The organism is Candidatus Blochmannia americanus (nom. nud.), assembly GCF_059934915.1.
This window is the reverse complement of sequence record NZ_CP011792.1, coordinates 387,218-400,912: the sequence shown is the minus strand read 5'-3', so window position 1 is coordinate 400,912 and position 13,695 is coordinate 387,218. Positions and strand designations below refer to the sequence as shown.

The 13,695-nt window shown below is 29.4% G+C and carries 10 protein-coding genes and 3 tRNA genes; 7 read left to right on the top strand and 6 right to left on the bottom strand.

Going from position 1 to position 13,695, the window contains the following annotated elements; all coding sequences use genetic code 11:
• Positions 1 to 184 precede the first annotated feature (184 nt).
• The 5 genes from Bamer462_RS01705 to Bamer462_RS01685 form a co-directional block, all read right to left on the bottom strand.
• Positions 185 to 934 (bottom strand): succinate dehydrogenase iron-sulfur subunit, encoded by a 750-nt coding sequence (locus tag Bamer462_RS01705; RefSeq protein ID WP_500837412.1) that lies wholly within the window; start codon positions 932 to 934, stop codon positions 185 to 187.
• 18 nt (positions 935 to 952) lie between these two features.
• Positions 953 to 2,731 (bottom strand): succinate dehydrogenase flavoprotein subunit, encoded by a 1,779-nt coding sequence (gene sdhA, locus Bamer462_RS01700; RefSeq protein WP_500837411.1) that lies wholly within the window; start codon positions 2,729 to 2,731, stop codon positions 953 to 955.
• Positions 2,732 to 3,079 carry a succinate dehydrogenase, hydrophobic membrane anchor protein gene (gene sdhD / locus Bamer462_RS01695; protein ID WP_500837410.1) on the bottom strand — a complete coding sequence of 116 codons (348 nt, stop codon included), beginning with the start codon at positions 3,077 to 3,079 and terminating at the stop codon, positions 2,732 to 2,734.
• Positions 3,055 to 3,462, bottom strand: coding sequence for a succinate dehydrogenase, cytochrome b556 subunit (gene sdhC / locus Bamer462_RS01690; protein ID WP_500837409.1), 408 nt, complete (start codon positions 3,460 to 3,462; stop codon positions 3,055 to 3,057). The genes sdhD and sdhC overlap by 25 nt, the downstream gene beginning before the upstream one ends.
• Positions 3,463 to 4,568: 1,106 nt before the next feature.
• Complete coding sequence (locus Bamer462_RS01685) at positions 4,569 to 6,227, bottom strand: phosphohexomutase domain-containing protein (protein ID WP_500837966.1); 1,659 nt, start codon at positions 6,225 to 6,227, stop codon at positions 4,569 to 4,571.
• A gap of 188 nt (positions 6,228 to 6,415) precedes the next feature.
• Here Bamer462_RS01685 and Bamer462_RS01680 point away from each other — a divergent pair, with 188 nt between their 5' ends.
• Together Bamer462_RS01680 and fldA are read left to right on the top strand one after the other, a co-directional pair.
• On the top strand, positions 6,416 to 7,180 hold the full coding sequence (locus Bamer462_RS01680; RefSeq protein WP_500837965.1) for an alpha/beta fold hydrolase: 765 nt from the start codon (positions 6,416 to 6,418) through the stop codon (positions 7,178 to 7,180).
• A gap of 223 nt (positions 7,181 to 7,403) precedes the next feature.
• Positions 7,404 to 7,925 (top strand): flavodoxin FldA, encoded by a 522-nt coding sequence (fldA, locus tag Bamer462_RS01675; RefSeq protein ID WP_500837964.1) that lies wholly within the window; start codon positions 7,404 to 7,406, stop codon positions 7,923 to 7,925.
• A 192-nt stretch (positions 7,926 to 8,117) separates the two neighbouring features.
• On the opposite strand, the gene glnS is transcribed toward fldA, so the two are convergent.
• Entirely contained in the window at positions 8,118 to 9,788 is a 1,671-nt protein-coding gene (glnS, locus tag Bamer462_RS01670) for a glutamine--tRNA ligase (protein ID WP_500837963.1), read from the bottom strand.
• Between the two features lie 888 nt (positions 9,789 to 10,676).
• On the opposite strand from glnS, the gene nagB reads away from it, so the two are divergent.
• The 5 genes from nagB to Bamer462_RS01645 all read left to right on the top strand — a co-directional run bounded on the left by nagB (position 10,677) and on the right by Bamer462_RS01645 (position 13,420).
• Positions 10,677 to 11,480 carry a glucosamine-6-phosphate deaminase gene (gene nagB / locus Bamer462_RS01665; RefSeq protein WP_500837962.1) on the top strand — a complete coding sequence of 268 codons (804 nt, stop codon included), beginning with the start codon at positions 10,677 to 10,679 and terminating at the stop codon, positions 11,478 to 11,480.
• Between the two features lie 11 nt (positions 11,481 to 11,491).
• A complete protein-coding gene (gene nagA / locus Bamer462_RS01660) occupies positions 11,492 to 12,652 on the top strand; it encodes an N-acetylglucosamine-6-phosphate deacetylase (RefSeq protein ID WP_500837961.1) in 1,161 nt (386 codons plus the stop codon).
• 440 nt (positions 12,653 to 13,092) lie between these two features.
• Positions 13,093 to 13,166: transfer RNA gene (locus Bamer462_RS01655), tRNA-Met, on the top strand.
• Between the two features lie 24 nt (positions 13,167 to 13,190).
• Positions 13,191 to 13,272 (top strand) — tRNA-Leu (locus Bamer462_RS01650).
• Positions 13,273 to 13,348: 76 nt separating this feature from the next.
• Positions 13,349 to 13,420, top strand: a tRNA-Gln gene (locus tag Bamer462_RS01645).
• The last annotated feature ends 275 nt before the right edge of the window (positions 13,421 to 13,695 follow it).

The window sequence follows — 13,695 nt, the reverse complement described above, 5'->3', positions numbered from 1 at the left end:
TTAATTTTTTTTAAATAACCAATCCTAAATAACTAATTCAATATTTTTACTATATTGTAAATAATTAATTTCTAATTTTATCAACTATTATAGTCATACATAAACATATACTAAAATTTCATCAATCTGTTCTGTTGTTTGTATATTATTTCAAATTATATTTCCAAAAATTATGGCTTTTATCTTAAATATTATGTATACCTATGACATCTTTTGCTAATATTCGCTTAATATGACCTATAGCTTTAGCTGGATTTAATTTCTTAGGACATACACTAACGCAATTCATAATATTATGACAACGAAAAATACTAAAAGAATCTTGTAAATTCTTCAGTCGCTCTTGATTCTTAGTATCACGACTGTCCATTAAAAAACGATATAAAGTCAACAATCCAGCAGGACCAATAAATTTATCCGGATTCCACCAAAAAGAAGGACAAGAACTAGAGCAACATGCACATAATATGCATTCATAGGATCCATCTAATTTAGCGCGTTCTTCTGGAGATTGTAAATATTCATGAGGCAACTGATGAGATGATTGATTAGTATAGTTATTCATTAAAAACGGCTGTATCTTTTCATACTGAAGATAAAATTGACTCATATCTACTACTAAATCACGGATTATTGGAAATCCAGGCAATGGTCGTACTACTATTACATTCTGATGATTGTTATCATATAAATCTGTTAATGAAGTAATACATGCTAAGCTATTTTTCCCATTTATGTTCATTCCGTCAGAACCACATACTCCTTCTCTACAGGAACGCCGAAATGTTAAAGTTGGATCTTGTTCTTTTAATTTAATTAAAGCATCTAATAATGTCGCATGTTTTAGATGTGATAGATTAAGTGTATAATTTTTCATACAAGAATTTTTATCAACTTCAGGATGATAACGATAAATAGAAAATTTAATTTGCATACTTAAAACCTCATTTTTTTAATATACACGAGTTTTTGGAGGAAAAGGAGGACGGGATTTTGGCTCCATATTTATATTACGACGAATCATAATGTCATTTTTTGGCAAATAAAGAGTATGGCATAACCAATTTTTATCGTCACGAATGGGAAAATCATAACGGCTGTGAGCTCCTCTGCTTTCAGTTCTAAAAATAGCAGCCATAGCTGTGACATAAGCAGTTTCTAATAAATTATCTAATTCTAAACATTCAATGCGTTGTGTATTAAAGATACGAGATTTATCTGACAAAGTAGCGTAATTTAATCGTTTACGTATTTCTTTGAGTTCTTTCAATCCTTTTAACATTTTTTGCTCTTCTCTAAAAACAGAAAAATTATTTTGCATACACAATTGCAAATCCTGACGTATTATAGCTGGATCTTCTTTTGCGCCCGATTTATTATTATTCCATCGAATATAACGGGCTAATGATATTTCTATATCAGAATCACTAGGACCACGAACCGGCCATTCTTCTTCTGATAAATACGTTGGTATATATGCTCCTATAGCACGACCAAATACGATTAAATCTAATAAAGAATTTCCACCAAGCCGATTAGCTCCGTGTACTGATACACAAGCAGTTTCTCCAACTGCAAATAAACCGGGCACTGTCTTCTCTACGCCTCCATTATGTACGATAATTACTTCTCCATGTACTGTTGTTGGAATACCGCCCATCATATAATGACAGGTAGGAAATACTGGAATTAACTCTTTTATAGGATCTATATGAGAAAAAGTACGTACTAATTCTATAATACCAGGTAATCGTAACTCTAATAACTCTTTTCCTAAATGATCTATCTTTAGTTTAACATGTGGACCACATGCACCTGAATAACCTCGACCTTCTTGAATTTCTAGCATAATTGCTCGAGCTACTACATCCCGCCCAGCTAAATCTTTTGCATTAGGAGCATATCGTTCCATAAATCTTTCTCCTGTAATATTTAAAAGATATCCTCCTTCTCCACGACATCCTTCGCTTACTAAAATTCCAATACCAGCTATACCGGTAGGATGAAATTGCCACATTTCCATATCTTGGGCAGGAATACCCGCACGTAACGCCATACCAATGCCATCACCGGTATTTATATGAGCATTAGTAGTAGATTGAAAAATACGTCCTCCTCCTCCAGTTGCAAGCACTGTAGCACGTGCTTTAAAATATATTAATTCTCCTGTTTCAATAGAAAAAGCAATACAACCAAGTATCCTTCCGTCTTGATTTTTTACTAAATCTAATGCATACCATTCTGAAAATATAGTTGTTTTATGTCTTAAGTTTTGTTGGTATAAAGTATGTAACAACGCATGTCCGGTACGATCAGCGGCTGCAGCAGTACGTGCCGCTTGTTTTTTTCCATAATATAAAGTTTGTCCTCCAAATGGACGTTGATAAATTCGACCATTTTTTAACCTAGAAAATGGTAACCCCATATGTTCTAATTCTAACACTGCTTTAGGCCCTGTTTTACACATGTATTCGATAGCATCTTGGTCTCCTATGTAATCAGATCCTTTTACAGTATCATACATATGCCATTGCCAATCATCTTCATGATTATTGCCAAGAGCAACCGTAATCCCTCCTTGAGCAGATACTGTATGTGAGCGAGTAGGAAAAACTTTAGATATTAAGGCGCAAGAAAACCCCATTTTAGAAACCTGCAGTGCAACGCGCATACCCGCGCCGCCAGCTCCAATAACAACAGAAAAAAATTCCTTAACTGGTATATGATACATCTATACACTCCAAATAATAATCATTCCGAACAATAAATATATGAATAATGTGAGACCAACTATCCATATGCCAAATTGCTTCAATGCAGGTAGTTTTATATAATCTTCCAATACGTGTCTAACTCCTATCCAAGTATGACTTAAAGCAGACAATAGAGCTATGATGCTAAATATTTTAGTAACTTTATTACTAAAAAAATCATACCATTTATCATAAGACAAGGCGTTATCAAAAATAATAAAAATAGAGATATATATGATGTATATCAGCATCCAAATAGCAGAAACTCGCACCAGCAACCATTCATATACTCCATGATATTTCAAGATTGATTTAATGGATACCATATTAAAATTCCACTGAAAACAGACAATAAAATAATCAACATAAATACAACTTTTGCACTAATTTTTCCTATTAGTAACGTTTGGCTTATACACCCAAAATCCATTAAAATCTGACGGATACCAGCAACTATATGATAACTAAGTATAATTGTGATCATCCAAAACAAAAACTGGAAAATATAATGATTCATTAATAAAAAACTACGAATTTTACAAAATTCATTATTGGAAGATAAAGACAGTTTTAATACCCAAAGAATCGGGCCAATCGTTATGAATAATAAAATTCCGGATATTCTATGTAAAATAGAAGCAATAGCAGTAATAGGAAATCGCATAGCTTTAATATTTAAATATATTGGTCTGTTATTTTCTTTGATCATATAAACACTCTTAAGTTACATAATAGTAAACATATGTTTGCAAATAATGTGTTGTACGTCTTAAAAACATCATAAACACAAGATAATTCATCATACAAAAATAATTTGTTGTATTTGATATATTCAAATTACGTTAATTCTATTAATATTATAACAAATGATTAAATTATATGTAATACCGCATCCTGCATATTATTAACAATTTAATAATATGATAAAATTTGAAATTGATTCAGTGTTTATAATTTTTCAGAAAAACATATTTAAGCAATTATGAGACAGGTTAAATTATAAAGTTTTGTTTTTATCATACACAAAATAATATGAAAAATAATGAACGCATATTAATGATATATTAATATCAAATTATTGAAATTTTCTACATTTTTACGTTATCCTGGCGTTAGTTGAATTAATACTATTAACCTTTTATCAATTAATTTAATTATCATTGCAACTGAAAATATTATTTAAATATCATACTATCAACGAAAAGTATGATATTTAAATAATAAGAATTTTGTATTTTAAACATATTCTTTTTTAAAAAATCAATATTTTACTTCTTGCTGAAAATTAATCTATTTACTTTAATAAGAAACAAGTAAAAAAGAGATTTTGGATGTTTTATTTGCGATTTTTAATGTTATATATGTACTTTTTTACAGATTTAAAAAAATTTTTTATTTGTAAAACAACGATTGTTACAAGGGCAAATATATATATAACAATAAAAAAGCTATACTCCCATCAAAGTATGAGTTAAAAAGTTATATGTTAAAAACATGACTTTAGTATTCTTTAATACATACAATCTATTATACAATATTAATATATTACTTATGTTAATAAGTAGTACTTATAGTAATATAATCAAATTTCCACTCCAGAACAATAAATATAAATTTCATTTCATAATCACGAGCATCATAAAAAAATATAAATACATACCATCTCATACATAACAATATATATAATAAAGAATGAATTTTTATTCATGTATATGAAATAAATTGCATATAAAGTTCTGTGAAATGATCATAAAGACTCATAAGTGTAACGATTTGACAATCCCCGGCTGTCATTTATTATTACATATTTTTGCGTTAAGATGTCTTTATTATAGCGTTGATGATACCTATTATTTCCTTTTCAATTTTTTTTCTATGAGTAAGATTTAAAAAGCTTTCGCAATAAATTTTATATACTAGCTCAGTACCTGATAAACGACACGCGACCCACCCATTGGGTGTGATGATTTTTATATCATCCATAAATATTTGATCTCTTAATGGAACCATATTTAATATTCCAATAATAGGATCATCTGCTAATTCTGTCATACTAATCTTATTAAACAATGTATTGGAAATAAGGGATTTTTGTGTGTAATTAATAGGTAATTGAATACGATGATAACTAGATATATTCAAATTTTGAAGTAATCGGTCATAATACTGTTGTAACGATTGATTACTAGTAGCAATTATTTCAGCTGCTAATAGACACATAATCAAACCATCTTTATCAGTAGACCATGGAGAACAATAAAAATCTAAAAAAGATGCTCCTGCGCTTTCTTCTCCTGCAAAACCAAAACGACTATTAAATAATCCTTGCACAAACCATTTAAAACCTACTGGTACTTCTGATAAATGACGATTGAGATTGTATGCTACACGATTTATCATAATACTAGACACATAAGTTTTTCCTATAGATAGTGAACGATTACGCCATAACGGGCGATTGTTAAAAAGATAATTCGTTGCTATTATAAGATAATGATTAGGTTTTATTAACCCAACAGGGGTAATAATTCCATGTCTATCACAATCCGGGTCATTAACTAACAGTAAATCACAATGATCATATGATTTTAATATTCCGGTCATTGCGAATTCAGAAGAGCAATCTATTCGGATACACCCATCATAATCAAGGTGTATAAAACTAAAAGTTTTATCAATTTCTTCACTGATTAAATTCAAATCTAATTGATAACATTGAGCAATATTTTGCCAATAATCTATACTTGAGCCACTCAAAGGATGTACTTTTAGTTTTAAACCAGATGTTTTTATGGCTTGCATATCAATTATTGTAGATAATTTTTTTACATAATTTTGAATAAAATCTTGCGTATGTATATAACCACTTTTCCACGCGTTATTTAACGTCATGCGATGTACATTTTTTAAATTATTGGCTAAAAATTTATTAGCGGTTTGTTCAATTGCACAAGTTGTATTAATAGAAGCTGGACCTCCATATATTGAATTATATTTTATTCCACCATCTTCAGGTGGATTATGAGAAGATGTGATGACGATACCATCAGCTTTTTTTGAATGATTATCATGATGATTTTTATTATACTGAGTTATAGCATGAGAAATAACAGGAGTTGGAGTATAACCATTGTTTTTTTGAACAATAACATCAACAAAATTAGCCGCTAATACTTCAAGTACAGATCTGAACGCTGGTTCAGAAAGTACATGTGTATCTTTTCCGATATAACATGGACCAGTTATGCCTTGTTGTGCTCGCACTTGTGCAATTGCTTGACTAATTGCTAATACATGCGCTTCGTTGAAACTATATCTCTGAGAACTACCACGATGACCTGACGTACCAAATACAACATTATGAGCATTACTACTTGGATCTGGGGATAAAGTATAATATTGTGTTATTAATCGAGATATATCAATAATTTCATTCTGTGATGCAACTTGGCCAGAACGAACATGATTTTTCATATAAAGCCCTCCTAAACTAATTATTCTGTACAATTTAAAAATATTATGATACCTATTTGTCAAATCTACTGATGTATTGATTTTTTTTGTGTCTTTGCTATACAGAGATATACTAAAATATATCTTGATAATTACATCGCATTAATTTCTTTGAAATATCATTTCTATGTCATAGAGTAATATGTTATATGCAGCTTAATTATAGATTACGAATATCTAATTCTACATGCCAAAGAATTCCGGTAATAATAATACATGGACTTTTTGGTGATCTTAGTAATCTTGGAATAATTGCTGAAAGTTTAATACAATATTGCTGCGTCGTGCAAGTTGATTTACGTAATCATGGTCGTTCCCCTCATGAGTGCTGTATGACTTATTCTGCAATGGCTAAAGACATTTTAGATTTGCTAGATCAATTATTAATAAAAAAATGTATAGTTATTGGTTATTCAATGGGCGGTAAAGTTGCAATGAAATTATGCATGCTAGCAGCTCAGCGTATAAAGAAAATAATAGTTATTGATATGGCTCCAACACAATATAATATACATAATCATGATAATGTTTTTCGAGCAATTGAACGTGTTAATACATCTGGAGTAAAAAATAGAAGCGAAGCTGTACATCTTATGCAGCAATGTTGTATTAATTACCCATTAATATTGTTTTTATTAAAATCCTTTCGTCAAGGATCTTGGATTTTTAACTTTTCTTCTATTAGAAGTAATTATATTCATATCAGTGATTGGGACACATATCAAACCTGGTGGGGTCCGGCATTATTTATTAAGGGGGCATTATCTTCATATCTTGATGATCGTTATTTACATGATATCTATCATCAATTTCCTAAAGCATACATTCGTATTGTACCTAATGCAGGGCATTGGGTACATTGGGATAATGCTAGATATGTATTAAGCGTAATTAATGAATTTATCATATATTAATTTCGATCAACATATATTATAAGTTTCTTATTGTATCTTTTCTTTAACAGTTTATGTTATTTTAAACGAATAATATTAACGATTATCGAATTGATTAGGCATTGTATCAATGCTACAATAAAAAATTGTGATAGTATTACACAATGATAATAATGTGAAATTGGATATATTTTGTTATCAACAAAATATAATTTTTGTGATATAAATGTAAGGTTACGATACTATGAAAGCAGCGTTAGTGGGTATTTTTTTTAGCAGTGATACAGGTAATACTGAAAAACTTGCTAAAATGATTCGAACGCAATTAGGACAGAGTATTGCAGATGTTTTCGATATAGCTACGAGTTCTAAAGAAGATGTAGAAAGTTATGATAATTTATTATTTGGAATTCCTACCTGGTATTACGGAGAACCACAATGTGATTGGGATGCTTTTTTACCTATATTGAGAAATATCAATTTCTCTGGTAAAAAGGTAGCAATATTTGGTTGTGGAGATCAAGAAGATTATGCAGAATATTTTTGTGATGCAATGAGTATCTTATATGATATTATTTTAAAAAATGGAGCTGTTGTTGCAGGATTATGGTCTGCATCTGGTTATCATTTTGATACGTCAAAAAGTTTAATTGGCACAGATAAGTTTGTAGGATTAGCTATCGATGAAGATCGTCAACCTGAAATGACTGCAACTCGTGTCCAGCATTGGGTTAACCAAATTCGTAATGAGATGAATATTAATTAATAATAATTAAAATAATACTGTTATTGCTCCTATGAGCCATAAAAACGATGAAGATTATTACAAATTAACTCTAAAAAACCACCATATATGGTGGTGTGTGAATAAGTTTGCATTGCATACCCCCAATTTTTTATGATGTAACCACTAAAAAGGATCATTAAAAAAATAACTTTTATAGTAATGTACATTTGTTTATTTAGTAGTGTTTAGATTTTTTTTTAGAGTTACTGTTCTGTTAAATATTACACAAGATTTTTTAGAATGGTGATTATCTATAATGAAATATCCTTCTCGTTCAATTTGATAGGGACCAAGATTATAAGATCGAATGATGCTCTCTTCAACAACGCCTTGATAAGTTATTAGAGATCTAGGATTAACATTATCTAACAAATTATCTGTAATAAAAGGATTAGGATGGGTAAACAATTTATCATATAAACGGAATTCAGCAGCTATATTTCTTGTAGCTGACACCCAATGGATAACTCCGTTAATTTTTCTTCCATCTATCGGATTTTTATGTAAAGTATATGGATCATAACTACAATGAATACAAATGATATTCCCGTTACTATCTTTTTCAATATTTTTTGCTTTTATGACATAAGCATATCTTAGTCGTATCTCTTTTCCTACGGTTAATTTATGATATTCATTATTATCATTTAATATTTCACAAAAATCAAAACGATCAATAAAAATTTCTTGACTAAAAATTACATGACGAACTCCCATATCAGAGTTATGTGGATGATTCGGCATTTCAATTTTTTCCTCATATCCTTCAGGTAAATTGTTAATAATAATTTTTATCGGATTAATTACAGCCATAAGTCGTGGTGCATGTTTATTTAAATCTTCACGAATACATGATTCTAAAAGTGACAATTTTATTTGACTTTCTTGTTTACTGATGCTAATACGACGACAAAACTCACGAATTGATCTGGCCGTATATCCTCTACGTCGTAACCCAGAAATAGTGGGCATACGAGGATCGTCCCATCCATCAACTATATTTTTTGTAACTAATATATTAAGTTTACGCTTAGATGTAATTACATATTCTAAATTAAGACGAGAAAACTCGTATTGAGTAGGATGCGTATTTATATCAATATTATTCAATATCCAATTATATAAAACACGATTATCTTGAAATTCTAAAGTACATAAGGAATGAGTAACACCTTCTATTGCATCTGAAATACAATGGCAAAAATCATATGTTGGATAAATACACCAATTCTTTCCAATACGATGATGCGGGGTATATTTAATACGGTATAATACTGGATCTCTCATTATTATGGAAGAAGAAGACATATTAATTTTAGCACGTAAACAAGCACCGCCTTCTGAAAAGCCCCCATCTCGCATTTTATAAAAATAAATTAAATTTTCTTTAATACTGCGAGATCGATAGGGACTGTTTTTTCCAGGATGTGTTAATGTACCACGATATTTTCTAATCTCATCTATGGATAATTCATCTACGTATGCTAATCCCTTTTTAATCAATTCAATAGCATAATTATACAATTCTTCAACATAATCCGATGAATAACGCACATCTCCATGCCACATAAAACCAAGCCATTGGATATCATACTTAATAGCCTCTACATATTCTGTATGTTCTTTTTCTGGATTGGTATCATCAAACCGTAAATTACATTGACCATGATAGTATTGAGCAATACTAAAATTAAGACAAATAGCTTTAGCGTGCCCGATATGTAAATATCCATTAGGTTCTGGAGGAAATCGTGTGCGCACATCAGTATATTTTCTTGATTCTAAATCTTTATTAATAATATGATGAATAAAATTAAGTCGATAATTCATAGGAACCTTCATTTATTTATCCTTTATATAAATACATATAATCATTATGAATATGTAGATATTACATTCCTATTATTGAAATGATAATACCATGCTGTAATCATGGCATAATAAATATAAACAAATTTTAAAAATATCAACTTATTTTGAAATTATCATGCGCTATTTCATAATATGTTAATATTATAATACTAAACAATGTTCAAAATATGTAACATTGTAGTAATTATTATTTTAAATAACATATATTATGCGATAATAAACACAATATAAATCAAAATAACAATAAACTTTTTTTATAATTAAGATGTGTTTTTATAAAAAACATAGCATATATATTATATATACGAAATATGTCATATTTTAGAACCATAGGAATTATAATGTTATATATATATGAAGATTTAAAAATATATAAATCTTAATTTGTTGTTGTAAACTATACTACATCTGATATAATGTGCCCCGTTTTAATTTTTTTATTTTTGATAAAATAATGTTTTTATGTAAATAAATATAAATATTGATTAAACGCAATGGTTATAGCATAGTATTTACAATTATATTAAAATTCAACATATCGCATGTTTTTATAAATATAAAACATTGTATTTAGAAGGTTAGAAGAAAATTGTAACAAATTAATTTGTAGTCGTATATGTATTATTTTATAATTACCGATTTATATCGGTTAAATATTTCGTAGTGGAAATGCAATTCTCTAGCAGTAATTTACCATTATTTACAATGATACGCTCGGACACTTTTTATGTTTAACTTTTGAGAAAAATATTAAATTACACATATCACTAAGTATATGTGTATAATCATTCAGTATTTTACTTAGTTTTATAACGCTGTTAGTAGATTTATTTTCATCTAATTAGACAAGGATCCCATATGAGAGTTATTTTTTTAAACACCTCCGATCAAATTGCTCAATGGGTCGCGCATTACGTTGTTTACCGTATTAATTCTTTCCACCCTACTATTGATAACCCATTTGTTCTAGGCCTACCCACAGGTAAAACTCCGATAAAAACTTATGAGAATATTATAGCAATGTATCATTCTAGTCAAGTAAGTTTTAAATATGTAGTAATATTTACTATGGATGAATATTTAGGTTTATCTTCTGAAAATCCAAAAAGTTATCATGCTTTTATACATACAAATTTTATTAATCATGTTGATATCCCTAAAGAAAATGTTTACGTTTTACATGGGAATACCAATAATGTTGAAGATGAATGTAAACGATATGAAGAAAAAATAAAATTATATGGAGGTATGCATTTGTTAATAGGGGGAGTTGGCAGTGATGGGCACCTTGCTTTTAATGAGCCTGGTTCTTCTTTAGCATCTCGCACCAGAATTCAAAACTTAAGTAAAGAAACTCGCGTATCGAATGCTAAATTTTTTGATAATAATATTGATTCTGTCCCTAAATCTGCATTAACTATCGGGATCGCTACATTATTGGAATCACGAGAAATCATAATAATAGCAACTGGACGAGATAAAGCAGTAGCAGTACGGGCAGCAGTTGAAGGTAGCGTTAATCACATGTGGGCCATTAGTTGTTTGCAGTTGCATCCTAAATCGATATTAATATGTGATGAGTTATCAACTATGGAGTTAAAAACAAAAACAGTTAGGTATTTTCAAGAATTAGAAATAAATAATCATGAAGTCACAGTGTAATACTTTAAAATATGTATGCTTTAATTAATAGTACAATATATACTGGCAAGGAAATTCTTCATAATCACGCACTTATAGTCTCTAATAATATTATCAAATCCATTTGCTTGATTAATAAATTACCTAAAAATATAGATGTATACGATCTATCAGGATGTTTATTAACACCTGGATTTATAGATTTACAAGTTAACGGATGTGGAGGCGTGCAATTCAATGATCGTATCAATGATATATCGATACGTACATTAAATACAATGCAGGTAACCAATCAACTTTCAGGTTGCACTAGTTTTCTTCCAACATTAATTACTAGTAGTGATACTTTAATGCAACGAGCTATCGAAATCATGCGAATTTTTTTATCTAAAAATAAAAATAAAGCTTTAGGATTACATCTAGAAGGACCATTTCTAAATCCTATAAAAAAGGGTATACATAACCCTGTATTGATTCGTTTACCAACAAAAGAATTGATAAATTATCTATGTGATAATAGTGACATTATCAAAAAAATAACTCTTGCCCCTGAACAGTTAGATATGACGTTTATTAAAAACTTACAAGAATCAGGGATTTATATTGCAATTGGACATTCTAATGCTACTTATAAACAAACACAATTTAGTTTTTCATATGGTGTTAGTTTTGGAACTCATTTATTTAATGCCATGCCTCCATTAACTGCTCGTGAACCTGGTGTTATTGGGGCTATTTTTGATGCACCAGAAATATATTGTAGTATTATAGCAGATGGTTTTCATGTGCATTGGGCTAATATCAGATATGCTAAAAAGATTAAAAGGGATCATTTAATTTTAGTAACTGATGCTACTAGTCCTGCAGGATCTAATAAGATGATATATCATTTTGTTTTTTCTAATAAAACGATATATCATCGAAACCATAAATGTGTAGACAGTAAAGGTGTGCTTGGTGGATCGACTTTAACAATGATACAAGCGATAAAAAATAGCGTTCAACACGCCAGCATACCATTAGATGAAGCTATACGCATGGCTACCTTATATCCAGCGAAAGCTATAGGAGTAGCCCATTACTTAGGTAGTTTAGAAATAAATAAAATTGCAAATTTGACTGTTTTTGATAAAAATTATCAAATAAAAAAAACCATTGTCAATGGGAAAATAATTAATACATCATTTGTATAATTTATCTATATTAAAAATAAACATACTATAAAATAAATATTTATCGTAATTACATGCTTCATTGTATTAATAAGTATTTTCATATTAAACGGAAATTTTAGTTTTAATTACTACAGTTGACTGTTACTTTATTGTATTTAAATAAAATTAGATTGTTATATAAAATAGTTGCCATAATACATGTTATGGCAGTCCCGATTCTTATTTTTATTTGTGATCCATCAGATTGCGATTGCATATATAGGTACGATTACAAAAAATAAATTATACAATTTTACATTGTAAAAATAAAAATCATAAGGCTGTACAATAATTAAAAAAATTATCTATTTAGATAAACATAAAAGAAAGTTGACGGATATCTGATAATTGCTGCATAATGCAACAATAAGTTTATCTATTTAGACGTATAACTGGAGCATATCACACATACAAATATTGGCTACGTAGCTCAGGCGGTTAGAGCGCAGCACTCATAATGCTGAGGTCACAGGTTCAAATCCCGTCGTAGCTATTTATATAATCAATCAAATAGCACGCGGGAGTGGCGAAATAGGCAGACGCATCAGAATTAGGATCTGATACTGAGAGGTATGCGAGTTCAAATCTCGCCTCCCGTATGTTATTTGTTAGATAGCACATAAACACACAAATATAACGAATTAAAGTATAAGTGAATATATTTCATGATAATAATGGGGCATAGCCAAACGGTAAGGCAGCGGGTTTTGATCCCGCCATTCCCAGGTTCGAATCCTGGTGCCCCAGTAGGTAATGATCTGATTAAATTATTATAAAAATTAATCAACAAATATGAGGTGGGTTTTGTATTTGAAATGAAAACGATTTATTTCTAATAGAAATTAGAGATGATTGATTAATCATATAAGTTATAAATAAAAAAAACAATCTTTTACCTTTATAGTTACACTAAGATAGCAATACAAATATAAATATTTATTTAGTAATTAAATTTAACAATACATTAAATATACGCACTATATTTAACAACGCATAATGACGATATAAAGATCATATTGAAT